Source organism: Corynebacterium sp. HMSC063A05, assembly GCF_001809695.1.
Classification (GTDB): Bacteria; Actinomycetota; Actinomycetes; order Mycobacteriales; family Mycobacteriaceae; genus Corynebacterium; species Corynebacterium amycolatum.
The window spans coordinates 1-24881 of the sequence record NZ_KV798504.1; the positions used below are offsets into that span (position 1 = coordinate 1).

The 24881-nt window shown below is 58.7% G+C and carries 20 protein-coding genes and 2 pseudogenes; 18 read left to right on the plus strand and 4 right to left on the minus strand.

The genetic code is table 11. The features are described from left to right. Positions 1-763 precede the first annotated feature (763 nt). The 15 genes and pseudogenes from HMPREF2651_RS06540 (at position 764) to HMPREF2651_RS06605 (ending at position 15664) form a co-directional block, all read left to right on the plus strand. Entirely contained in the window at positions 764-1771 is a 1008-nt protein-coding gene (locus HMPREF2651_RS06540) for a siderophore ABC transporter substrate-binding protein (RefSeq protein WP_049181200.1), read from the plus strand. Between the two features lie 39 nt (positions 1772-1810). Continuing rightward, a complete protein-coding gene (locus HMPREF2651_RS06545; RefSeq protein ID WP_049181199.1) occupies positions 1811-2758 on the plus strand; it encodes an ABC transporter permease in 948 nt (315 codons plus the stop codon). Between the two features lie 19 nt (positions 2759-2777). Continuing rightward, on the plus strand, positions 2778-3794 hold the full coding sequence (locus HMPREF2651_RS06550; RefSeq protein ID WP_049181198.1) for an iron chelate uptake ABC transporter family permease subunit: 1017 nt from the start codon (positions 2778-2780) through the stop codon (positions 3792-3794). Then, on the plus strand, positions 3791-4549 hold the full coding sequence (locus tag HMPREF2651_RS06555; protein ID WP_038625609.1) for an iron ABC transporter ATP-binding protein: 759 nt from the start codon (positions 3791-3793) through the stop codon (positions 4547-4549). Before HMPREF2651_RS06550 ends, HMPREF2651_RS06555 begins: the two co-directional genes overlap by 4 nt. Positions 4550-4593: 44 nt before the next feature. Continuing rightward, positions 4594-5505: an RNase H family protein gene (locus HMPREF2651_RS06560; protein WP_038625607.1), complete on the plus strand. Its 912-nt coding sequence runs from the start codon at positions 4594-4596 to the stop codon at positions 5503-5505. A gap of 112 nt (positions 5506-5617) precedes the next feature. Then, positions 5618-6814, plus strand: coding sequence for a tetratricopeptide repeat protein (locus tag HMPREF2651_RS06565; protein WP_038625605.1), 1197 nt, complete (start codon positions 5618-5620; stop codon positions 6812-6814). A 109-nt stretch (positions 6815-6923) separates the two neighbouring features. Beyond that, positions 6924-7964 carry an HAD-IIA family hydrolase gene (locus tag HMPREF2651_RS06570; protein ID WP_038629017.1) on the plus strand — a complete coding sequence of 347 codons (1041 nt, stop codon included), beginning with the start codon at positions 6924-6926 and terminating at the stop codon, positions 7962-7964. A 6-nt stretch (positions 7965-7970) separates the two neighbouring features. Then, positions 7971-8234, plus strand: a complete 264-nt coding sequence (locus HMPREF2651_RS06575) for a hypothetical protein (protein ID WP_049181197.1) — start codon at positions 7971-7973, stop codon at positions 8232-8234. Positions 8235-8239: 5 nt separating this feature from the next. Next, positions 8240-9079, plus strand: a complete 840-nt coding sequence (locus HMPREF2651_RS06580; protein ID WP_038629012.1) for a TlyA family RNA methyltransferase — start codon at positions 8240-8242, stop codon at positions 9077-9079. Further along, the gene (locus HMPREF2651_RS06585) at positions 9072-10058 is read left to right on the plus strand and encodes an NAD kinase (protein ID WP_141737495.1); all 987 of its coding nucleotides are present in this window, start codon (positions 9072-9074) and stop codon (positions 10056-10058) included. Before HMPREF2651_RS06580 ends, HMPREF2651_RS06585 begins: the two co-directional genes overlap by 8 nt. Positions 10059-10117: 59 nt before the next feature. Then, complete coding sequence (gene recN, locus HMPREF2651_RS06590; protein WP_038625603.1) at positions 10118-11857, plus strand: DNA repair protein RecN; 1740 nt, start codon at positions 10118-10120, stop codon at positions 11855-11857. A 25-nt stretch (positions 11858-11882) separates the two neighbouring features. Beyond that, positions 11883-13067, plus strand: coding sequence for a putative cytokinetic ring protein SteA (steA, locus tag HMPREF2651_RS06595; RefSeq protein ID WP_038625601.1), 1185 nt, complete (start codon positions 11883-11885; stop codon positions 13065-13067). 90 nt (positions 13068-13157) lie between these two features. After that, on the plus strand, positions 13158-14066 hold the full coding sequence (locus tag HMPREF2651_RS06600; RefSeq protein ID WP_049181196.1) for a copper transporter: 909 nt from the start codon (positions 13158-13160) through the stop codon (positions 14064-14066). 69 nt (positions 14067-14135) lie between these two features. Further along, positions 14136-14333 carry a MazG-like family protein gene (locus HMPREF2651_RS10810; protein WP_080972859.1) on the plus strand — a complete coding sequence of 66 codons (198 nt, stop codon included), beginning with the start codon at positions 14136-14138 and terminating at the stop codon, positions 14331-14333. A 156-nt stretch (positions 14334-14489) separates the two neighbouring features. Continuing rightward, positions 14490-15664: pseudogene (locus tag HMPREF2651_RS06605) on the plus strand (ISL3 family transposase). A gap of 246 nt (positions 15665-15910) precedes the next feature. Here HMPREF2651_RS06605 and HMPREF2651_RS06610 read toward each other — a convergent pair. From HMPREF2651_RS06610 to HMPREF2651_RS06620, 3 genes are all read right to left on the minus strand, one after another. Then, positions 15911-18148 (minus strand): AAA family ATPase, encoded by a 2238-nt coding sequence (locus tag HMPREF2651_RS06610; protein WP_049181087.1) that lies wholly within the window; start codon positions 18146-18148, stop codon positions 15911-15913. A gap of 143 nt (positions 18149-18291) precedes the next feature. Then, entirely contained in the window at positions 18292-19335 is a 1044-nt protein-coding gene (locus tag HMPREF2651_RS06615) for a type ISP restriction/modification enzyme (RefSeq protein ID WP_070586007.1), read from the minus strand. Beyond that, positions 19295-21655, minus strand: coding sequence for an Eco57I restriction-modification methylase domain-containing protein (locus tag HMPREF2651_RS06620; RefSeq protein WP_070586008.1), 2361 nt, complete (start codon positions 21653-21655; stop codon positions 19295-19297). The genes HMPREF2651_RS06615 and HMPREF2651_RS06620 overlap by 41 nt, the downstream gene beginning before the upstream one ends. 526 nt (positions 21656-22181) lie before the next feature. Between HMPREF2651_RS06620 and HMPREF2651_RS11230 the strand changes: the two genes are divergently transcribed. The 3 genes and pseudogenes from HMPREF2651_RS11230 (at position 22182) to HMPREF2651_RS06630 (ending at position 24023) form a co-directional block, all read left to right on the plus strand. Further along, a complete protein-coding gene (locus HMPREF2651_RS11230) occupies positions 22182-22406 on the plus strand; it encodes a hypothetical protein (protein ID WP_070586009.1) in 225 nt (74 codons plus the stop codon). A gap of 18 nt (positions 22407-22424) precedes the next feature. Beyond that, positions 22425-22577: pseudogene (locus HMPREF2651_RS10815) on the plus strand (transposase); the annotation flags it as partial. Between the two features lie 330 nt (positions 22578-22907). Further along, a complete protein-coding gene (locus tag HMPREF2651_RS06630; protein WP_049181085.1) occupies positions 22908-24023 on the plus strand; it encodes a lipase family alpha/beta hydrolase in 1116 nt (371 codons plus the stop codon). A 55-nt stretch (positions 24024-24078) separates the two neighbouring features. On the opposite strand, the gene HMPREF2651_RS06635 is transcribed toward HMPREF2651_RS06630, so the two are convergent. Next, the gene (locus HMPREF2651_RS06635; protein WP_049181084.1) at positions 24079-24867 is read right to left on the minus strand and encodes an LURP-one-related/scramblase family protein; all 789 of its coding nucleotides are present in this window, start codon (positions 24865-24867) and stop codon (positions 24079-24081) included. Positions 24868-24881: the final 14 nt, after the last annotated feature.

The following is a 24881-nucleotide window of genomic DNA, read 5'->3' on the forward strand; positions in this document are numbered from 1 at the left end:
CCCACTTTTGTTTTACCCACAAGTAAACAACATTAAACAAGGGTTGGTCCGGTCGGCGGCGGAAGCCGTACTTGCCGGTCTCTCAGGAACTAAAGGGTAAGGGGTATCCGGGCGAATGGGCACAAGCGTGTCTGCTCAGCGAATCGCCTGGTTGGCGCCTTTCGCTGCTTATCCCAATGCGAGTTACTGACTGCCTTTGTGGCTGTCAGGGGCGGGTCGATGCGGGGCTAGTGAGTGCGTTTATGGCGGCGGCTGAAGGCTAATCGAAGTTACTGACTGCGTTTATGGCAGAAGTAGCGCGAAAAATGGCTTTAAAGTGTCATAAAGTTGCACAGTTTCAGATTTGCAGCCCGTATCCACGCATGCTGCCCGCGTTCACAAGTATGGCCTCCAATCGCGTGCACAATCCGTCCATCACAATTACAGCCCCAGTTCACACGCAAAACCCACAAACGCATTCGCAACTACGTCCAACTCGGTCCAAACATGCTTCGACAGCGCACAGGTTACCTTCGATAGTGCCCCAGTTATCCCCGTTATCGATCGCTGCAAACAGGCGAGTACCTGTATAAATTAGCCAATACTAAACGATTTGAAGAACCCTGCCCTAAATATTGCGCAAATTCATAACGTATTTATTTGTTAAATAGGGAACCCTAAGCTAATGTTTGCCAGGTAATGATTACCTAAGTTAGTGATTGGGTAACCGCGTCCACGGGACGCATGTTTAACAATCCTACTGTGACCGAAGGGATGCCTTTAAGTGGCGCGTTCTAACTCCGGCCGTATTCGCAATATCGTAGTCGCATCTGTTTCGAGCCTGGGGCTTGTACTTGGTGCATGTTCTACTGATGCCGGTAACGAGGATAAGTCTGCAGCTGCAGGCAACAAATCCACCGTTACCGTTACTGACAATCACGGTGAGCAGAACGTACCGGCCGAAATTGACTCTGTTGTGGCAACGGATAACCGCTCCTTCGAGATGCTCGATCAGTGGGGTATTAAGCTGGCTGCAGCTCCGAAGCCGATTATCCCGTTTACGGTTTCCGACTACAAGGACAATCCTGACGTTCAGGACATCGGTAATCACCGCGAGCCGAACCTCGAGATCGTTGCAGCCGCCGACCCGGACCTGATTGTCACCGGTCAGCGTTTTGACAAGTACTACGACGACCTGAAGAAGCTCGCTCCGAACTCCGCCATCGTGGACTTCGAGCCGCGCGAGGGCAAGTCGCTGGATGAGGAGCTCAAGCGTCACGCCGAGGGGCTTGGCACCATCTTCGGTAAGGAGAAGGAAGCCGATCAACTCATCGCGGACTTCGACAAAGCTCTGGAGCGCGCTCGCAAGGCCTACAACCCGGACGTGAAGGTTATGGCGCTGAACTCGTCGGGAGGCACGCTCGGCTACATTGCTCCGACTGTTGGTCGCACCTTCGGCCCGCTGTTTGATCTGATTGGCATGAAGCCGGCACTGGAGGTCGACAAGGCCAGCGATGATCACCAGGGTGATGAGATTTCCGCCGAGTCCATCGCTAAGGCGAACCCGGATTTCATCATGGTTCTCGACCGCGATGCTGGCACCTCGGTGCGCGGTACCGATGAGTACCGTTCGGCGCAGTCTGTGGTCGAGGAAGCTGCTCCGCTGAAGAACGTGAAGGCCGTCAAGGAGGGCAAGATCTACTACGCCCCAGAGGACACTTACACCAACGAGTCCATCATCACGTACACGGAGATTTTGAACGAGCTTGCCGACGCCTTCGAGCAGGCCTAATAGTTCTCTGGCCAGTCACAGGAGTACCTCACCAACTCTATGCAGAAGTTACTGGAACCCCGATTAGCCATTGGGATTGCCGTTGTGGCAGTCCTGGTGGCTATGTCGCTGTTTGTAGGCCAATACGACATCCTGGGCGCCGACGACGGCTGGCAGATGTTCGCTACCACGCGTATTCCGCGCACCATTGCGCTAGTGCTCTCGGGTGCCGCGATGGCGATGTGCGGCCTGGTCATGCAGCTGCTTACACACAACAAGTTCGTCGAACCCACCACGACGGGAACCACGGAATGGGCCGGACTTGGCCTGATCTTCGTGATGTATTTCTTCCCCTCAGCGTCGTTGCTCGGCCGGATGAGCGGCGCGATTATTTTCGCTTTCATCGGCACGGCAGTGTTCTTCCTGTTCTTGCGCCGAGTGACGTTGAAGTCGAGCCTGGTCGTGCCCATCGTGGGCATCATGCTGGGCGTGGTAGTCAGTTCGATTTCGACTTTCTTTGCGTTGCAGACAGACATGCTGCAGTCGCTGAGCGTCTGGTTCGCGGGCTCCTTCACTGCTATTTATAAAGGGCAGTACGAATTCCTGTGGCTGGTCGTCATTGTGGTCGCGATCGTCTTCGTATTCAGCGATCGGCTGACGGTAGCGGGCCTTGGGGAGGATATCGCGACCAACGTTGGACTGAACTACAAGCGAATCGTGTTCCTGGGTACGGGACTAATCGCGATTGCAACAGGCCTGGTCACAGTCGTGGTGGGCAATTTACCCTTCCTGGGCCTCGTCGTCCCGAACATCGTCTCCATGTTTCGTGGTGATGACCTGCGTTCCAATTTGCCATGGGTGTGCCTGGTGGGCATTGCCATCGTGACGATCGCGGACATAATTGGCCGCGTCATTATCGCCCCCTTCGAGATTCCGGTATCGGTGATTCTCGGCATCCTGGGTGCTGCCATTTTCGTCTATCTGATTGTGGAGCGGCGTCGTGCTTAATCTCAGTTCAACTCACACGATGGCCAACCAGGTTGGCCCGCAAACGACGTCGTTTAGCACGGGCGCCGCGGCGCGCAGGTACTGGATCATCATTGCTGTGCTGGTGGGCTTGGCGACGTTGTTTACCGCGGGTCTGCTCGCATGGGACAACCCGTTGCCGTTCGGCACGGAGGGCTTTTGGCTGATTGCGCGTCGTCGTCTTGATGCCGTGATTGCCATGATTGTGGTTGCCTGCTGTCATGCAATTGCGACGGTTGCGTTCCAGTCGATTGCGAATAACCGAATTATTACGCCGTCGATTATGGGATTTGAAGCGCTGTACGTGGCTATCAGTACCGCCGCGGTCTACTTCCTCGGCGCGACGGGTCTGATGAATGCCGGCTCGGTTGGGGCGTTTGTCCTGCAGCTTACGCTGATGGTGGGGCTGTCGCTGGTGCTGTACGCGTGGCTGCTGACTGGGAAGAGCGCGGATATGCACAGCATGCTGCTTGTGGGCATTGTCATCGGTGGCGGGATGGCCTCGGTATCGACGTTCATGCAGCGCATGCTGACGCCTTCGGACTTTGACCTGCTGACGGCGCGGTTGTTCGGCTCGGTCAACAACGCTGATCCGGAGTTTTTCCCAGTGGCAATTCCGCTAGTGATAGCGGCAATCGTTGTAATCGCGCTGCATTCGCGGGCGCTGAATGTCATGTCGCTAGGCCGTGAGGTTGCGACGAATCTGGGCGTGAATTACCAGGTTCGGTCCATCACCGTGCTGGTTGCGGTGTCGGTGCTAATGGCAGTATCGACGGCTATGGTCGGCCCGATGACATTCCTCGGCTTCCTGGTCGCGACCATTGCGTACCAGGCTGCGGATACCTATGACCATCGCTTTGTACTGCCGATGGCGGGGCTGATCGGCTACGTCACGTTGGCCGGTGCGTATTTCATTCTCAATCACGTTTTCTATGCTCAGGGCGTGGTGTCCATCATTATCGAGCTGGTTGGCGGTTCGATCTTCCTCTACGTCGTTTTGAAGAAGGGACGGCTATGATTCTCCTCGACAGTGTAAGCAAGAGCTATACCAGCGAGGTGTCAATTGGCCCCGTTGACCTGGAAATTCCGACCAACTCCATCACGGCGCTGATCGGACCGAACGGTGCGGGCAAGTCCACGCTCTTGACTATGATTGGCCGCCTTCTGGCCGTCGATTCCGGCGACATCAACGTCGGCCCGTACAACGTGGGCAAGACCAAGTCGAAGGATCTGGCGAAGGTGCTGTCGATTCTGCGTCAGGACAATCACTTCGTCACCCGTCTCACCGTGCGCCAGCTAGTCAGCTTCGGCCGCTTCCCGTACAGCCAGGGGCGCCTGACCGCCGAGGATGAGCGCATCATCTCTCAGTACATCGAGTTCCTCAACCTTGAGGCGCTCCAGGGCCGCTACCTGGATGAACTCTCGGGCGGTCAGCGTCAGCGCGCGTATGTCGCAATGGTGCTCTGTCAGGAGACGGATTACGTGCTTCTCGACGAGCCGTTGAACAACCTGGACATTTCTCATTCGGTCGACATCATGTCGCACCTGCGCACTGCAGTGCGCGAGTTGGGTCGCACGATGGTGGTGGTGTTGCATGACATCAATTTCGCGGCTCGCTACGCCGATTACATCTGTGCGGTCAAGGATGGCCAGATTGTTGAGCACGGCCCAACCTCAGAGCTGATGCGTTCGGAGGTTCTGAGCCCAATCTTCAACACTCACATTGACATCGTCGAGGGCCCGCACGGCCCGGTCGCCTGTTACGGCTCTTAAGCCAATTCCGAGCCGGCCCCACGCAGCCGATACAATCTAGCCTCATGACTATTACTGCTGCCGTTGACGGTTCCGCCTTGCACAACCCCGGACCTGCCGGGTGGTGCTGGTATATCGACGACAGCTGCTGGGCCGCCGGCGGATGGAGAGAGGGAACCAACAACCGCGGGGAGCTCACTGCTCTTGCCGAGCTGCTCCGCGCTACCGCGCACATCCCCGACGAACCTCTTTTCGTACTGTGTGATTCGCAGTACGTGATTAACTCCGTTACCAAGTGGATGCCGGGGTGGAAGCGCAAGGGATGGAAGAAGCGCGACGGCAAGCCCGTCCTCAACGTCGATATCTTGCAGGACATCGACCAGCTGCTCGTCGGCCGCAATATCCACCTCGAGTGGGTTAAGGGACACTCCGGCCACGACATGAACGAGGCCGCTGATCAGCGCGCCCGCGCGGCCGCCACTGCGTATCAGAAGGGCACCGCAGTGCCCGAGGGGCCAGGTTTCGCCGGCGCGGGGAGTCGCGGGCAGACGAATGCAGCACAGGCGAATGCAGTGCCGACAAAAACCACGCCCGCCGCGCCTATCTCCGAGCCCAAACAACCCAAGACCGCAACCTTCGAGCAGGAGGGTCTCTTTGACCTCGCTGCCGACACCACCGTGATGCCCGAGGACGCCGCCAAGGAAGCGCTCACCGTTTTCCGCCGCGCCGCACATCGCGCTGAACAGGGCAATGCTCGCGCCCTCAAGGCATTGCTTAACGACGCCCTGGGCGCCAACCTCGCCGTGCCAGACGGGCTTTCGGATGCCGAGCATGAGCTCCGCGTCGAGGGAACCACCGCTACCGCGCAGTTCACTACCGACGGCTGGATTGGCTTGGCTGTCTGGGATTTGTCCCAGGCAGTGGGGAAGGCCACAGGTTCCGCGCGTTTGCTGGGCTGGAATGTGGGTAGGTCTTAGCAGTAGTATGAAAGTTTGGTCTTTTAGGTAGACCACCAGGCAATCCGGGGTTACTGGTAGCCTGAAAACACATAAATTCTTTTACTCATTACATATAAGGAGCTCCGACTTCATGGCTGAGCACGTAGGTCCTCGTTCCGGCGAAGGCCGAGGAAATCGCGGAAACCGCGGGTCTAACCGTTCCCATGGTCGTGGCGAGGGCGGCTTTAACGGGCGCAACCGCAACGATCGTCGTGGACAGGGCGGTGGCCCAGGTGGTCGTGGCCGTGGTGGTCACGGTGGTCATGGCGGCAACCGCGATTCCCGTGGTTCGCGGGGCTTCCGTCGTGATGATCGCGACGATCGTGACTTTAACCGCGGTGACCGCAATGAACGCGGTGGTCGTGGCGGTCGTGGTTACAACCGCAACAATCGCGATGATCGTAATGAGCGCGGCGAGCGCGGTTACAACCGCAACGACCGGGGCGACCGCAATGATCGTCGCGGCCCGGGCGGACGCGGTGGCCAGGGAGACCGCAACTTCGACCGTCGTGGTGGTAAGCCACGTCGCTCCAACCGTGGTGGCCGCTTCCAGGATGAGAAGCGTACGCACCGCACCGGCCCGCAGCGCCCAGGTTTCCGCGAGGAGCGCATTGAGGCCCGCAAGAACGAGCCGAAGCTGCCAGATGACATTCGTGCAGACGAGCTCGACCCGAGCGTGCGCCAGGATTTGAAGAGCCTAGCTAAGGACAACGCCGACAAGGTCGCTCGTCATATGATTATGGCTGCAATCCTGATGGCTGAAGACCCGCAGCGTGCCCTGGAGCACGCCCGCGCAGCGAAGGACCGCGCAGGCCGCGTCGGTGTCGTTCGTGAGACCGCTGGTGTTGCCGCTTACCACGCAGTTGAGTGGAAGGAAGCCCTGGCGGAGCTGCGTGCTGCTCGTCGCATCTCCGGTGGTCCGGGCATGCTCGCGGTGATGGCGGACTGTGAGCGCGGCCTCGGCCGCCCGGAGAAGGCCATCGAGCTGGCTCGCTCCGAGGAAGCCAAGCAGCTGGACAACGAGTCCAAGACTGAGCTGGCTATCGTCGCCGCAGGTGCCCGCCGCGATATGGGCCAGATTGATGAGGCTCTGGTTGAGCTGGAGACCCAGGATTTGAACCCGGACCGTGAGGACTTCGAAGCAGCTCGCCTGTTCTACGCCTACGCTGATGCGCTGGTGGAGGCCGGCCGTAAAGACGATGCCAAGGTGTGGTTTACCCGCTGCGCCAAGATTGATGTCGACCAGATGCTCGATGCTCGCGAGCGCATCGAAGAGCTGAGCAAGTAAACAGCCCAGCTGCCCGGCTCGCACAACCAGCCACCGCTGACGCAATCCGGCCGCGCATCTACAATTCGTCGTAAAGCGTTCCTATTTCGTAAAAGGAGAAATGCACCTCATGGCTTCTGTCGCTTCTTCCTATGATGCCGCTCTGCTTGATCTGGATGGCACGATTTACGAGGGCGGCGCGGCGATTCCGAACGCGCTGGAGGGGCTGACCGAGGCGGCGCTGCCGATGGTGTTTATTACGAACAACGCCTCCCGTGCGCCACAGACGGTGGCGGATCAGCTCAATGGGCTGGGCTATGACGTTCACGCGGACGATGTGATGACGTCAGCGCAGGCGGCCATCGAGATGGCGGCGGAGGTCATTGATCCGGGCTCGAACGTTTTTGTGTTGGGTGCGGAGTCGTTTAAGCAGTTGGCTCGTGAGGCGGGGTACACCGTGGTGGATTCCGCTGATGACAACCCTGCGGCGGTTTTCCAGGGGCTCAACCGTGAGATGACGTGGAAGCAGATGTCGGAGGCGGCGCTGGCGGTGTCGCGGGGTGCGCGCTACCTGGTGTCGAATTTGGATACGACGCTGCCGTCGGAGCGCGGTTTCCTGGTCGGCAATGGTTCGGTGGCTGCGGCGATTTCGACGACGACGGGCGTGGCGCCACTGTCGGCCGGTAAGCCGAAGCCGCCGATGTTCATTAAGGCGGCGGAGCGTGTGGGCGCAAAGAATCCGCTGGCGATTGGGGACCGCCTGGATACCGACATCGCGGGCGGAAACGCTGCCAAGGTGGACACGTTTATGGTGGTCACGGGCGTTTCCACGCATATGGATGTCGTCGCAGCGCCGCCCGAGCACCGTCCGACGCTCATCGGTGCTGACATGACCGCGCTGAATCGTGAGCTGGATCAGGCACGTCCGGCTCCGCAGGCTGGTTTCACCGCGCGTTACGACGATGCGGAGGCCGGTGTCATCGTTCTTTCTGGCGGTGACACGGAGGATCCTCGGTTGGCGAACCCGGCGGAGGCCGCGGTGGCGGCGCTGCTGACGGTCGCGGATGTGGTGTGGAACTCTGAGGCTGGTCGTGCTGGCGCAGTCGAGGTCACGCAGGTCCGCGCAGAGGGCCCGGCTGCTGAGGCGGCGCTGGCTGCCTGGCGGAAGTGATAGCTGATGAGCGAGATCGCACCGAAGCCTGGGCAGGGGCCGGGGCAGGAGTCTGGTCCCGTGCCGGGGCCGAAACCGGGTCCCTCTGCTGCACCCAGCCCGGCGGCAATGCCCGGTGCGCGCGAGGTAACCCCGGAGGACGTCCGGGAGCAGGTTGCGGCTGCACTATCCGCACCAGCGCCGACTCCGCAGGAGAGAGTCGCACAGTTCGAACGGGCGCATGAGATTTTGTATGAGGCCCTGGGCTCGTCACGCAGGGAAGGAAAGTGAACGCGGTGGCAAAGAAAGCTCCTAAGCGCAGGCTCGATGCGGAGCTGGTGCGAAGGAAGATTGCTCGCTCCCGTGAGGCGGCAGTGGACATGATTAAGGCCGGTCGAGTCGAGGTCGGTGGTTTTGTCGCCTCCAAGCCCGCGACTGCGGTGACAGGGGACGTGTCCATTCGCGTCAGTGGCCTGGAAGAAGACGAGAACTGGGCGTCGCGCGGGGCTCACAAGCTGCTCGGAGCACTGGAAGCGTTCGAGCCGCAGGGCCTGGACTTGAAGGGCCGGAAAGTGCTGGATGCCGGTGCCTCGACAGGCGGTTTTACCGATGTGTGTCTGCGCCGCGATGTTAATACCGTCTACGCCGTCGATGTCGGCTACGGTCAGCTGATTTGGCGCCTGCAGGATGACCCACGGGTGGTTGTGCTCGACCGAACTAATGTCCGCACGCTGACCCCGGAGATCCTCGGCGGCACGGCCGATGTCATGGTCGGCGACCTGTCGTTTATCTCTCTGAAGCTGGTCCTGCCAGCGATTGTATCCTGCCTGGACGAGGGCGCTGACCTGCTGCCGATGGTCAAACCACAGTTCGAGGTAGGCAAGGAGCGCCTTGGCTCCGGTGGTGTTGTGCGCAGCGATGCGCTGCGTCAGGAAGTTGTCCAAGAAGTCGCCGAGTACGCCCGCACTCTGGGGCTGTCCTTCCGCGCAGCTGTGGCCAGCCCGCTTCCGGGTCCGAGCGGCAACGTGGAGTTCTTCCTATGGCTGGTGAAAGACGGTGGCGCCAGCGATATTGGTGATGAGGCTATGGCTGCGGCCATCGCTAAGGCCGTTGAGGAGGGGCCGCACAATGACTAGCTCACCGACCGGCTCACCGACTAGCGCGAAGACTCACTCACGGGAAAGCAAGCCCAAGACCAGCGCCGGCAAGCGCGAGATCCTGCTGGTCCCGCACACTGGCCGCAGCGCCAACCTGGAAATGGCCGCCGAGGCGGCCGAGCTGCTTGAGGCCGCGGGTATCGATATCCGCGTGCTGGCCGGTAAGAACCCGGAGGCGTTGGCCGCGCACCCAACGCTCGGTAAGTACCCGCGCTACTGGCACTCGCCGCAAGCAGCGTCGGGATGCGAACTCGTCCTCGTCCTGGGTGGCGACGGTACCTTCCTGCGTGCCGCAGATATCGCGCATTCGGCTGACCTGCCGGTGCTCGGTATCAACATGGGACACGTGGGCTTCCTCGCCGAGTGGGAGCAGGAGTCCATGACGGAGGCGATCAACCGCGTTATCAAGCGTTCCTGGCGTATCGAAGATCGCATGACCATCCGCGCCACCGTCCGTGACACCACCGGCCGCGTAATTGGCTCCGGCTGGGCGCTGAACGAAGTCAGCATCGAAAACGTCAACCGCCGTGGCGTGCTGGACGTCATCCTAGAGGTCGATCGCCGCCCGGTGAGTTCCTACGGCTGCGATGGCGTGCTGATTTCCACGCCGACAGGCTCCACCGCGTACGCCTTTTCCGCAGGTGGTCCGGTGCTCTGGCCGGAGCTCGATGCCATGCTGGTCGTGCCCAATAATGCCCACGCGCTGTTCTCCCGCCCGCTGGTGATCTCCCCGCACTCGACCATCGCCATTGAGACCAACCACGACACCGCCGAGGCAGTCGCGGTGCTCGACGGCTTCCGCAACATCACCATGCCGCCGGGCAGCCGTATCGAAATCGAGCGCGGCGCGCAACCGGTGCGCTGGGTGCGTCTGGATGATCAGCCGTTCGCCGATCGTCTGGTGCACAAGTTCCGCTTGCCGACGTCCGGGTGGCGCGGCCCCGCCGAAGCCCAATAGCCTTTTACCCACGGCAGACAAGACCCCACATTCCAAGGGAAGGACTGATTGCAGGCGCCATGCTGACTGAGATTTCCATCCGCGACCTCGGCGTTATCCCCGATGCGACGCTTGAATTCAGCCCAGGCCTGACCGTACTCACAGGTGAAACCGGTGCGGGTAAGACCATGGTGGTCACCAGCCTCAAGTTGCTCTGTGGCGCGCGTGCCGACGCCGGCCGCGTGCGCACCGGCGCCGACAAGGCTCTGGTGGAAGGTCGCGTTTCCACCGAGCACCTCTCGGAGGAAGAGTCAGCCACCATCGATGCTGTGGTCTCTGAGCTCGGCGGCGAGCGCGATGAGAATGACGAGTACCTGCTTGCCCGTCAGGTCTCCGCGAAAGGCCGCTCCCGTGCGTGGGTTGGCGGCCGCAGTGCGTCGGCTGCGGCATTGGCGGATGTCTCCACGCGCCTGATCGCGATTCATGGCCAGAATGATCAGCTGCGCTTGCAAAGCGCTGATGAGCAGCGTGCGGCGATCGACCGCATGGATGCCGAGACCATCGTGCCGACGCTGGAAACCTACCGTCAGCAACGCGCACACTGGCGCACCATGGTCAAAGAGCTGGAAGAGAAGACCTCTAAGCGACGCGAGTTGGCCATGCGTGCTGACCAGCTCAGCTTCGCCATCGAAGAAATCGACGCAGTCTCGCCCGAACCAGATGAGGATCAGGACCTGGCCTCCCAGATCCGGCGCATGCAGGACCTGGACGGTCTCCGCGACGCTGCAGCCGTGGCGCTTGCCGCCATCGATGGTGCCGCCGCCGTGAGCACGACCGGTATGGATGCCGCCACCGAGGACTCCGGTGCTGCCGAACTGCTCGGTGCCGCCGCAAACGAGCTCGCCGGCTCCAATGATGACGAGCTCACCGAGTTTTCCAACCAGCTCAATGAGCTGACCAGCCAGCTCTCCGAGATTTCCGCTGGTCTCGGCGCGTTTCTCTCTGGTCTGCCGGAGGAAACCGAGTCCCTGGATAAGCTCATGCAGCGCCAGGTGGAGATCAAGAATCTCACCCGTAAGTACGCCCCGGACATCGCGGGCGTGTTGGCCTGGCGGGATAAGGCGGAGCGCAAGCTCGCCACGCTGGATGTTTCCGGCGAAGCCCTGGACAAGCTCACCGCAGAGATCAAGGCCGCAGAGAAGAAGCTCGGTAACACCGCGCGGAAGCTCTCCAAGGCCCGCGCAAAGGCTGCGAAGCACCTGGAACAGTCCGTGACCAAGGAACTCAAGGGCCTGGCCATGCCACATACCTCGCTGGTGGTGGAGATCACCAAGGCCGACACCTTTGGCCCCGCTGGCGTGGACAACATCGAGTTCAAGCTCCGTGCCCACGAAGGTGCCGAACCGCGCCCGCTGGCCTCATCCGCATCCGGAGGCGAGCTATCCCGCATCATGCTGGCATTGGAAGTTGTCCTCGCCGAAGGACAGGCCGGACACACGATGGTTTTCGATGAAGTCGATGCCGGTGTTGGTGGGCGCGCGGCTGTGGAGATTGGCAAGCGCCTGAAGCAGTTGGCGGTGAATAACCAGGTGATCGTCGTCACGCACTTGCCTCAGGTGGCGGCGTTTGCGGATACCCACTTGGTGGTCAGTAAGGATGCCCGTTCAGGTGCGGTGTCGTCGAAGGTGACGAGCCTGGGCGATGAGGAGCGGATTGACGAGCTCGCGCGGATGATGGCGGGCTTGGACGATTCGGACTCCGGACGGGCGCACGCGCAAGATCTTCTGGATCAAGCTCGGCGCGCCTTCGCGGCCAAGTAGCTGCACTTATGTTTGACTAAGTGCCATGAGTCTGTTCTCTCGGAACGAAAAAGATCTTCCTGGCATTTCGGGGACCGTGCGGGATGGTTCCCGCCTGGATCGTGCGCTGAAGCGTATGGGCGAAGGCGACATCGTGGTGATCGATGCACCGGATATCTCGCGTCCACTGGCACAGCAGTTGATTGATGCCAAGGTCGCCGCAGTGGTGAACACTGGCGCGTTTACCACGGGTTTTGTGCCGAATTACGGCCCGCAGATGATGCGCGACGCCGACATCGAGATGGTGCAGAACGTCGGCGACGAGGTCTTTGCCAAGCTCAAGGACGGTAAAAACGCAAGGCTTCACGACGGCAAGCTCTACCACGGTGACCGCCTAATTGGACAGGGCGACGAGGTCGACCAGGATGAGCTGGAGCGCGCCTTCGACGAGGGTCGCACCAGTATGGTCGACCGCCTGGAGGCGCTCTCTGGCAACTTGGTGGAGTTCGCCAAGACCGAATCCCCGCTCTACATCGACGGCCTGGGCATTCCGGACGAGACAGAGCCGCTGCGTGGCCGCAAGGTCGTTGTGGTCAGCCCTGGCGAGGGACACCGCAAGACGCTGGAAGATCTGAAGAACTTCATCCGCGAGTACGAGCCGCTGCTCATCGGCGTCGATGCAGGCGCCGACACGCTCTTCGACCTGAAGTACGAACCGGACTACATCATTGGCGATCCGGAGAACATCAACTCTGAGGCGCTGCGGTCTGCCGGATGCGTGATTCTGCCCGCTGATCCGGACGGTCACGCGGTGGGCCTCGAGCGCATTCAGGACCTCGGCATTGGCGCCATGACCTTCCCGGCGCTGTCCGATTCCGCTACTGACCTGGCGCTGGTCTTCGCCGCGCATCACGAGGCCGACATGGTCGTCTCCGTCGGTGCGCCGCAGAACATCGACAGCATTTACCACGACGAGGATCAACGGGGTGTGCCGTCGGCGCTGCTGTCGCGGTTGAAGGTCGGGGAGAAGCTTGTCGACGGTCGCATGGTCGCCGACCTCTACCAGGTCAATAGCCGCGGTTTCGGTGTGGCCTGGGCAATCCTGGCTATCTTTGTTGCCGTTGCGGTGATCTTCGCTATCGCTGGTACCTCCGGTGATGGTTCTGTCAGCGAGAATCTGATTGATACCTGGAACTCCATCGCACTGTGGTTCCAGGGGCTGTTTAAGTAGTTTTAGCGGTATCTTGAGCATTGTGAGCGCCTGAAGTTTTCAGCTGTCAGAGCTGATTGAGGCGCCGGCGAAAGGAATGAGGGACGGGCGATGGGGAAGAAGCGCAGGAGCGGGAAGTTTACAGCCGGTGTGACAGGTGCTGCCCTCGGTGTGGCGGCAGGTGCTGCACTGGGTGCCTACGTGCTGAACCCTGCTGGTGCTGGCATTGATTTCGGCACTGGTGCCGCCTCTGAGCGCGATGCCGCTGTCGCTCGTGCCGATGCGCAGCAAGCGCGTGCCGATGAAGCCAACCGCATCATCGAGCCCATCGTCGGGGAGATTGTCAAGGACTCTTTGAAGGACGTACCCGTCCTTGTTATCGCGACTCCCGATGCCACCGATGAGCAGCTGGCAGGGGTTTCCGAGACCCTGCGCGCTGCTGGTGCCCCGGATGCGGGCGTGCTGAAGCTAGCCGATAAGTTCCTCTCTGCCGCTGGCGCGGATGAGCTGAAGGACACGGTCGCTACCTCACTGCCAGCTGATGTGCAGCTGGACCCGGAGCGCCGCGAGCCGGGCCGCCAGGCTGGCCAGGCGCTGGCTCCTGTGTCGGAACTGGATAAGGATGGGGGAGAGCGGGCTTCCGCTGCGGACCGAAAGCTACTGCTGGAGGCGTTGAAGGGCGGCGGCTTTGTTGAGTATGAGGAGGGGACTCTGCGCCCGGCTGCTGGCATTGTGATTGTTGGTAATCACGGCACTGTGTCAAAGGCTGCGATTGATAAAGGCGAGGACCCGGAGTTCGGTGCTGGCCTGGTTGCGGATCTGGCTGTGGCTCTTGCTGAGGGCTTTGGTGCTGGTGACGATGCTGCTGGTCACGTGGTGGTGGGGACTGATGGCTTCGGCCGTGAAGGCGTCAGTGCTCTGCCTGATGACCGCTGGGGCGCCGACCCCGCCGTGAAGCGTGTGGACGCTGTGTCTGATGCGGCAGGGCAGGTTGGGGTTGTTGGGGAGTTGAAGAAGTAGAAACGCATGGAAGTTAGTAGAGAAACAGTAGAGCAGCTTTTTAAGTTTTCTGCTGACAGAAAGTAGGAGATTTTTCATTCTCCTGAGAATCTTGCTAAAGCGATTTCAATTGAGTCTGCTGAGTTGCTCGAGCTCTTTCAATGGGATGCCGAATATGAAAAATCTGACCTTGAGGACGAGCTTGCAGATGTGCTGAGCTACTGTCTTTTACTAGCCCGTAGGGCTGAAATCGATCCTAATGAGGCGATTGCGAAAAAATCACCTTAAATGAAGTGCGTTATCCGCGAAGTAAAAGGGGCTCTTCGCGTTTTGGAGTGTGTAGCTGACCGCAGAGCCTGGTTCGGGGTGGCGCAACATGTAGGGGTCCTGGCCGGTACACGATGACAGTTACTACGCTCCGTCTGGCCGAACGAGGACCCTACTGTGCGGCCTAGTGTCAGCCTCGTCGCAGACACTATCTGCCGCACAGCAGTAATCGGCTTGGCGTTCGCCGGAGCCGCCGGCGCGGGAACTTTCACCATCACCGATGCCGCCGCTCTGGTCGCTCTCGAGGGGGGGGCACTGCCCCGACTGCACCCAGCCCGGGAAACTGTGTGATGACACTGTCCGCTGACTGGTTGACCTGCTGGTCGTGGGGTTTCCGACTCGCCTGCACGTTCGTGTCCACGGATTTACCTGCACCAATCAACAATGTCTGAGGACAATCTTCCACGCCTTCCTCAACTGCGCCAATGACGGGCCCACGCTCACCCATCTGGATGGGGTGCGCATCCTCGGGGTAGATGAGCACGTGTGGAAGCACAGCCGAAAGCCAGGCCAGCCGTCCCACCTGGTGACGATCCTGGTCGACCTCACCGCGCTGGCCGATGGCCGTGGGCCGGCCCGACTATTGGATATCCGCCCAGGCCGCAGCGCGGACGTGGGTGCGCACGTGGCCGCAGGAACGCGACCCTGGTTTCCGCAGCCAGGTGCAGGTGGTGACCATGGGCGGCTTTACCGGCTACGCCACCCCCGTCGATCAGGTACTGCCCCAGGGCAGGAAAGGTGGTGGATCCGTTCCACGTCGTGCATCTGGCCGCGGACAAGCTCACTGGCTGCCGGCAGAGGCCCCACCGTGAGACCACCGGGCGTGGTAGACGCAAGGACGGTCCGCTGTACAAGCACCGGCGGACCCTGTTGCCCAGGAGGAACTACCTCGCCGAGCGGAAGAACAGGCGGCTGGACCTGTTGTGGGCCACCGATGACGAATACGTGGCACTCGAGGTCACGTGGATGTTCTACCAGGACATAATCCAGGCCTACGGGCACCCGAAGAAATCGGAGGGCAAGAAGTTGATGGAACGAATCATCAACACCCTGCGTAAGGGCGTGCCGAAAGGGGTGGAGGAGCTGGCCCAGCTGGGTCGGACGTTGTGGCGTCGGCGCAAGGATGTGCTGGCGTACTTCGACATCGGGGCGTCTAACGGGTCGGTCGAGGCCATCAATGGTCGGCTAGAGCATCTACGGGGGCCGCCCTGGGGTTCCGCAACCTCGGCTACTACATCTTGCGTTGCCTGATTCACTCCGAGCAGCTGCACACCTGGATCAACGCACTCTAGATCGCGAAGAGCCTGTTGGGATAGCGATGCGTTGGCTGCGACGCTGATCGAGGATGTTTGCGCCGATGCGGGCGGGCATATACTTAGGAAAAAGGAACGTTCTTAAAAAGACCGCGAATTTTATCAATGCTATGTACATGTGGAGGTGTGAGGAGAATGTCAAATTGTCACGAACGAAGAATCACGCGAACCGGCGTACTTGGTTGAGAAGACCGCTGGCGCTGATAAGGGCAGGTCAAAAACACCTTAGCGAGGCTTTGCCCTATCCATCATCATATCAAAATGTGGACCGTGGCCGGAACTTCGAAAAATCTGTTCAAATACCTTAAGATAGCTTCCAACTTCGTTTTCGTCGACAGTTACAAATAGTGAATCCAGGGCATTGTGGGAGTTGGAATGTAACCAGCTGCGAAGGCTGTTAAAAATTACTTCTTCTTCCTCGGTTGCCTCGAAATCAATCTCTGCCAGATTAAGTCCGTTAGTCAATTCGAAATAGGACTCCAAAATCCTTCGCATCGTATTTCCAAGCGAGCTCACATTCGAAAGCGTCTTTTCCCGTGCGGCGAATACATCGTGCCACAGGGCAGAGTAACCGTTCATCACTGAACCATTTTCCGTTCGCTTCACGCGATGATGATGAAACTTGCCTTTGGTGATTCGGTAATGTGCGGTTTTGCCTCCGGGTTTAGATGAGCGCTCACGACCGTAGCATAGCTCGTTGTAGAAAACTTCATTATGTGACAAGCAGAATATCTGATCGACCTTGCTGTTTCCGTCGTCGATTCGTGCGATGACTTGTTTAATTAATGTGGCCGCCACGAATAGCCATTCTGAATCTAGGCTCGACATGGGATCATCAATGATAACTGTCGCGGCTTCAGTATCGGAAACGCCCTTGGGATCATCAATATTATTGATGTCTGCGATGAAGTATAAGAATGCGACGATCTGGGATTCACCTTCGCTTAATGTTTCGTTGGCTGGAGAGCCATCGGCGCGAGCAACGCGATATCGGCCAGAGTTCCCAGTCGGCTCTAGACTGAATGAGTCGCCGTGAATGTTGCGTAGCATTCTATTTATGAACAAACGGGTGAGTTCGGACGACTTTCCTACGTTTCTCAGCGATTCGAGTTGCTTCTCGATATCGGAGTTTTGATTCTCGATCGTCTTTATGCGATCGGACATTTTCTGGATCGCTGCACGAACTCCTCTCTCCGAACTATATGAATCTTCCCTTGGAGCCTTGGTTTCATTAAAGACGAAGCTAAAGAAATCGTGTTGAACCGATTCCTTCAGGGTGGAACTAGAATCAAAGATCGAATTATTCTCTTGAACTAGTTCATTAAAGTCAGAGATGCGGCCGGTCAAGATTGAAATGTCTATAACGGCGTCGCTGGCAATGGGCGTTCCCATTGACTGCAACTTTCGGTCAAGCTCTGATGACATTGTCCGAAGATTGCTGGTCAAATTGGAAACTTCGGCACGAATATCATTCAGGGTATCGCGCAATTGGCCCTTCAGATTGGGATAGTCGATACGGCTCCACCATTCCTCCAGGGCCCCAGTAGCTGATTCGGCAGCGGTCTTTGCGTCGATTAGTGCATCTCGCTGGTTTTTGTAAGTTTGATCAAAGAGATTGTTGATCTCTTCAAGGATCTGAGCGTTCAGGCTTTGCCCACAGAAGGGGCAATCATGGTTCGCTTCATCATGGGAAATGAATTCTAGGCCCTCATGGATCCAGTCAGTATTTTTAAGTTCCGCTACTACTCGGCCTATTTGCCCTTTGGGTTTAGTAACATATATCTGATCCAGGAGAGATGAGACGTTGGAAATGAATGATAAGTCAGCTTCGGGGATGGTAATCTTTTGGAGATGCTGAATCTCTCCAGCTAATGAACTTTCAAGGCTCTTTAATGATGTCTTGAGGTCATCTAGCGAGACAGGCGAAGCTCCACTTGTTCCAGCCTGCTCAACTCGTTCAAAAAATCGTTTTTTCGTGTGGAGCCCACGAAGGAGGACCTGTTGTAGTGTTTGGGACAAGTGGCTGCGAAAAGGCCAGGTGAGATTGTATCGGTTCTTGTAGATTTCTTCGAGGGAACCGTATTTGCCCGAATTTCCTTGAGGCTCCCCTAGCTGTTCTTTCAGCCGTTCAAGGTTTTTGTGATTTTTTTGTTTTTGTTCTTGTAGGCGCTTTATTTCCTTCTCGGCATCTGCGGCTTCTTCGCCAAGTGCGAATTTTCCTTCAATTTCACTCGTTGCGATAATCCTGTCACGATACTCTTTGTTGTAAAGGAGGCAGCGAGTTTTCTTATTGTTGTACTGGGGGTCGGTTTCGATTTGAAGTTTGATTTGCCGCCCGGCACTTGTTTTGCCGGAGCCGTTGCCTCCGAATATGAAATTGACCTTGCAAAGCCCCTCTATCGAGGGGTTGGGACCTGATTGAAAGCAGGGTACATCTTGGAGGTGGACGGTATCGATGAACAACTTTATTTCTCTTTTTCTGTCTGGAGTGTGGTATTTGTATCGAAGTTTCGCTCTGTCGGGCCTTGGATGATTCCTTTTGGCCGTTTCGGGGGAGTCATTTTTCCGTTCACTTTGCGGGGATGTGGTTTTGTGGGTTATTTCGATCAGGGTAGTTCTCTCTGCTGAGACGACTTTTTGGACGGCGGTTTAGTTTCATTCGCGGGTGGCGGTCCCATGCGTCCCATTTCGATAAGGTCTGCGGTAACTACTCGGTCGATAAGTCGGGCGGCGTCGTTTTCCGCTGAGAGGAAGAACTCGACTTGCCACAAGAGTTCCAATAGTTCGCGGTCGAACTCCCAGCTTTTCGCTTGAACCTGATCCAACGGAGATGATGACTTGCCCGCCGGCGTCTTCATCCGGTAGCCCAACCATGACGCCACCACGTTCATCCCTGAGACGTTGTATTCCATGACCTCCGGGGCGACACCGGTGATAATGCCGCTGCCGCCGACGTGAAGCGTGTGGGCTTTGTCGTCGTAGGCCCAATCGTCGGGGTACTCGACGGTCGAGGTTGGCGTGTCGATGCGTGCCTGTCCCTGGAACCGTTGTCCGACAGGTTGGCCGAACATATTCAACTCTCCGAAGCGTTCACCCCACGTCTGCTCGAAGATGAGGCGTCGGCCAAAGTCCCGCACCTCCTGGAACAATGCATAGTTGCTGGTAAACGGGATTCGGGCAGGTGACTCGGCGAGTTCTTCTGCAAACTTGGCCGTGTACGCGCCCGTGCCGAGCAGCCCGAACACGTACGACGCAACGTCTTCGGCCCCCACCGACTGCCGATAAGCCTCGGCGAGAGTGGAGAGGAGAACCGAGGAGACGTTCGGCGCCTCTGAACCGTCGGTCCGGTACAGAGGATGAATGTCCTTGGCACCGTATGAACCACGGAAGAAGTGAAGGTCGGTGACGTAGGGGCTGACGGTCAATGCCGGTCCCCCGCTCATGCTGGTGGACGTGAGGGTCGCAAAATAGACCTGACGGTCGCTAAACGCATCCCACAGCGGCTGGCGGATGTACGTGCCCACACGATGATCCGGGATCGCCCACTGTCGATCAAAGCTGCGGTAGCCGTATCGCACTGGTTCCGCCATCGAGTGGACGGCCCGAGGCTCATTGAGCTGCGGTAGCTCGGTGCGGGAAAAAAACTCCATACTTCTTCGAGCTGATTTTGACGTCCCGGTCTTCAACGAAAAGCCCTGGGTCCGCTACCCCGGGAGAAAAGAGTTCAGCCCATCGTTCCGACAGGACCTGAGCCGAGCAGGCGATCGGCCATGTCCGCTTGTACTGAGCGCCCGAGACATGCCACGGGAATACCCAGTCCAACGGCGCGAACGCCGTCATCGACGCGGCGGTATCCGGCACGAATTTCCCATGCCAGTCGTCGGACTCCAGCTGCACCCAATCCGAGTCCGCCTCCGGCTCGGTGACCGCAGACAAGGCGCCGAGCTTTTCCTCCCGGGTGCCCTCCACACGACGATAGTGGACAGTCGCCTTCGACCTGATGCGATCGCTGTGCTTTTTCTTCGACCCGGTGCTCGTCTTCTCCCGCTGGATCCCGAAGAAGATCGCCACCGGGGTTTGGATCGCGAAGACGTTCTCTTCCTTCCTCGCCCCGCGCCCCTCGCCACCGAGGTCGACGATCCACAGTTCATCGAACATACGGCGCATGTACTCCCGCATGCCGGCGAACCCCGGTCCGCGAAGGTACGACGACGAGGTGATGAACGAGACGACACCGGCTTCATCCCGGTGTTGTTCGCATGCCTTCCAGATCGCCCAGCGAATGAAGTAGACGTAGCTGTTGTAAAGGTTCTTTGCCTGCCCACCCGCGCCGATCGCTTTGAGTGGCTTGATGAAGTCATCGAGCAGCGGAGCGCGGCCGTTGACCTCTTCGAGAATGACGTTGGGAAACCGTTCCGAGCCAGCACCGAGGGTCTTTTGGCGCGAGCCGCGATCGTATGGCGGGTTGCCAAGGATCACCCGGATGTGGGTATCGGCCTTCTTCACCAAACCTGCCCTGCGAGTTTCCTCGTTGAGGTTCTGCTCGATCTCCCAGATGGATATCTGCTGGTTGGCGCCTGCGATGTCACCTGCGTCGGTGAGGGTGTTGGTCAAGAACACCTGCACTCCGTCGGCACCCAACTCCGCGCCGGTTTGTTCCAGCATCTGCGTCAACCGCAAATGAGCAACCGAATACGGCCCAACCAGGAGTTCGAACGCGAACATCCGCCGTGCCAGGCTCCTGGCATCATCGACCGGGGTCGGGGAATCCCGCAGTACATGTTCGGCCACTGCCAGTGGGTACGCACCCGTGCCGGCCGCCGGATCGAGGAGCTGAATGTCATCGGCGCCGAGCCCGCGTTGACGGCCAAACCGGGAGCGCAAGATTCCGTCGAGCAACCTAACCTGAAAGCGGACGACTTCCACCGGCGTGTAGTAGACACCGGCGTCATTGCGCATCTTGGGGTCATAGGTGGCCAGGAAGTCTTCGTAGAAGTACAGCCAAGGGTCCGACTTCGCGGCGAGCTTGTCGGGGTCGACGGCCCCGATGGTCGTCTCCAGCAGCCCCACCGGCCCTTCGACTGGCTCACGGTACGACTTCTGCGACATCATTTCCAGCACGGAGCCGATGAGCTTGTGCCCGTTTTTCAGCAGAGCGTTCGTCACGGCGGACGCCGTGAACTCATCGGCGGGCCGGTTGGACTCGATCCGGGCGAGCAGGAGGGCGTAGGTGAAGGTTTGGGCGAAACTGTCCGCGAAGTCCTTCACGGTTGCCCCAGGAATGAGGATTTCCTGCCACCGGTCGTACAGGCTGGGCAGGCCGGTTTTGCTTTCGGGCGTGCTTTCCAGGGCGTCGAGCACGGTGTCCCGCAGAAACGCTGTCAGTGGGGACAACTGATCGGCCAAGACCTTCGGAGACGAAGGTGCCAATGGCTTCCACGACACGAAACGGGAAAACAGGTCCTCCATCTGGGCGACTTGGTCGGCCAACGCGGCCCCAGTCGCGTCCGGGTTCAAGACCACATGTGCCAGTGGCGCTCCGGCGCCGGTGCGCAACAGCGTCCACTCCCAGCCATTGGTGTAGATTAGATTTGGGTGATTGGACAGCTTTTCCCACTGAACCCGGTCGTGTATGGACCAGCCAGCTTTGCGGTAAGGATTGGCGCTCTTGCCGGGTGCCTTCAACTCGACGTGGCCCAGAAGCTGGCCGCGGCCACCCTTGACGGCCATGTCCAACCTCACGCCTTCGACGACATCTCCGGAGACCTGCCGGTGCTCCATCATCACGGTGATCTTGCGATTGAAAGCACGAGCAGCCTGGTTAAGGAACGTGCTGACCGGCACTTTCAGCTGGTCTTCCGGATTGGATCGCTTGTCCGCGGCGAGTTGCTTGTCGACATCGGCAAGTCTCTTCATGAGCAATTCCAGCGACTCGCCGAACGACATTTTCACAGACTCAGACTCAGACATGAGGGCCACTTCCACCAGACGTACATGGGCTAGCTCAATTATGCCTACTTAGCTAACTTTAAGTGGCTCGGATTGTGGGACGCAGCAAATATGGGGGGCACGGAGATCGGGGCAAACGCCAGCATCGGGGCACCTCGTAGACTTGAGGATCAAGTATTCGCTCGCAGAGCAGGAACTCGCGACGCGGGCTCATCGGTGGGGAGTAGCATGCGGGCATTCGAAACCTCGAACTCGAGGAAGATCCGACGAGGGGCCCTTGGGGAGAGGTGAATAACCTCGGGCCAGTTTGAGCGCGAAGCGAACTCCACGCTCAGCCGGGTTTTTCGCTCGCCGTTGACCGCGACATCGCAAACCAAACAGGCCGACGTGGATTGCTCCACGCCGGCCTGTCGTAAGGGGCTCTTCGCGTTTTTGGAGTGTGTAGATGACCGCAGAGCCTGGTTCGGGGTGGCACAACTTGTAGGGGGCCTGGCTGGTGCAAGATGAGAGTTACTACGCTTCCATCTGACCGAACTAGGACTCTGATGTGCAGCCTAGTGTCAGCCTCGTCGCAGACACTATCTGCCGCACAGCAGTAATCGGCTTGGCGTTCGCCGGAGCCGCCGGCGCGGGAACTTTCACCATCATCGACGCCGCTCTGGTCGCTGTCGAGGGGGCACTGCCCCAGAAATCGGAGGGCAAGAAGTTGATGGAATGGATCATCAATACCCTGTGTAAGGGCGTGCCGAAAGGCCTGGAGGAGCTGGCCTAGCTGGGGCGAACGTAGTGGCGTCGGCGCGAGGATGTGCTGGCTTGCTTTGACATCGGGGGCCCAATGGGCCGGTCGAGGCCATCAATGGCCGGTTAGAGCATCTACGGGGGATCGCCCTGGGGTTTCGGCAACCTCGACGACTACATCTTGCGGTGTCTGATTCACTCCGGGCAGCTGCACACCCGGATCAACGCACTCAAAATCGTGAAGAGCCCGTTTAATTTTGCCGGCGATTTGGACATCGGCAGCAATCCCGGGGATTGCAAAGAAAGTGTGGCTTGTTTTGACCTGTGGTCGATATCACCTCAAAAGCCTGCACGCCCCTAAGTGAATAGCATTATAATTATATTTAGTTTATATTTTATTAACCCTTTTGAGAGGCTTTCATTGATCGCCTTTCAGAGTACGATAACGATTCATAGCCTGTAATTTTTGGCTCTTGCCTGCCGTAGTTCTTATTGGAACCGTTTTACTATTCACTGCTCTACGCAAGGAGTAATCATGGGCACTCATCGGGCATTTTCGAAGCTGGCACGGTCGGCCACAGCACTGGTAGCCGCAGCTGGTGTCGTTCTGGCGGCCGCTCCCATCGCGGCTGCCTCACCGACTTCGACAACTGGTAATAATCAGGTCCTGTCTTGGACGGAAATGGGCGAGTGGGGGCCAAAGGCAAATGATTTCCCCACCGTCATGGTCAATCAGGGGATGACGGAAAACATCAGCCCCGAGGGCACGAATGTGCAGTGTGTTCCTGCTCCTGGTGAGAATCCGGTCGTCATGATCCATGGTATGAACACGAACTCGTACCAGACCTATGCCCGCATGGCACCGGAGCTAAAGGCAATGGGTAAGTGTCTGTACGCATTTAACGTCGGCAAGCTAGGCCCTGACGAGTTTTCGGTGCTGGGCTCTATTCCAACCATGCGTAACATGACCCCGTTGGATACCGCTTTGGCAGAGCTGACTGCGAAGATTGACACCCTCAAGGCGGAAACTGGTGCAACCGCCGTTGATATTGTTGGACACTCTGCCGGTGGCGCCTTGGCGGCCGCCTACGCCAAGCAGGAGCAGGGCCGGGGGATTGGCACCATCGTTTCCCTGGCGGGCGTGCTGCACGGCACAACTCTGCTGGGCGCTTCCTATGGTTTGGAGCAGCTCAACCAGTTCGACAACGCCGGTGACAAGGCTGCGGGTTTCATTGTCAGCCCGAGCCTGGTGGATCTGCTGCAGCATAGCCAGTTCATGGCCAAGATGAATGAAGGTGGCCTGGAGCAGCCGGGCGTCAACTATGTTGCAATCTCTACTCAGGTTGATGAAGCCGTCACACCAATGGCCGCAAGCCAGTGGAACGCACCAACGTCCAACAACATTCTGCTGCAGGATGGGTGCTCTGCGGACCTGTCGGGCCACATCGGACTGACCTTCTCGCCACGGGCAATTGCGCTGGTAGCTAACGCACTGGGGCGCAATGTTGAGGTTCCATGTGTACCGGTAACCGCCGTTGTGGAAGGTGGCATCAATGACAATGCCAATGTTCGCCCAGAACATGTCAATGCGGTTTCTGACGGCATCACGGAAATAGACGGACGAATTGCCCAGGCTGCAGAATCACGGTAGCGATAGTCGCGAGCAGTAGCTCTTGGTAGAAGGCGCGAGCCGACAGTGAAATCAGCTAGTCGGATTGCGCCTTTTTCGCCATCAAATCCAGGGCGATAGCGGCGCCAATAATGGCTGCGCGTAGTTGTGGCGGCAAATCATCCTTGAGCTGCAAAACATAGCGCTCATTGCCGGACAGGAGATTCGCAAACCCCGACCACTTGCGTGACATCTGTGCAACTTTGATGTCGTTGATCATAAAAGTGGCGTCGTAGTGCCAGGGATTCCCGTCGACACTGCAATTAGCGAAACCAGGGATCGAGATTTCCAGCTTCCGCTTAAAGAACGCAAACTTCTGCTGAATAGTGGCCAAAAGGCGCGGTGCTCCCGCTCCGCCCTGCTGTTTGCCTTCGGCATCAGTCGCATGCGGGTCGGGGTAGTAGACCTCATAGCGGTCAAGGGCGAAATCAGTCGGATCGGTAATAACGAACACCGGGGTGCCGTCTGGCTCGGACACTGTCAGGCGACGAGAGCCCATAAACATTCGGCTCAGCGTGCTGCCCGTAGTTTCGATCTTTCCGATGCAGTGGCCCTCGGTATCCAAAATGTCGAAATCATCCGCCATGAAGTTTCGAATCTGCTGGATAACGATGCTGTTGTGTGAGAGCAATCCCCGGTAACGCCCTTGCTGTGGCGGAAGCTGCTCCGGTGCGGGAGGCTGCTGCGGCGCGGAAGGTTGCTCAGGCACGGAGGGCTCCTGCTCTGGCGCGGAGGGCTCCTGCTCTGGCGCGGCAGGGTGCTCTTCCTGATCGTGCTGTGGAATCTGATCCCACAGCGACTTTGGATTATCCCAATATGAACTCATGGCAACAGCCGTCC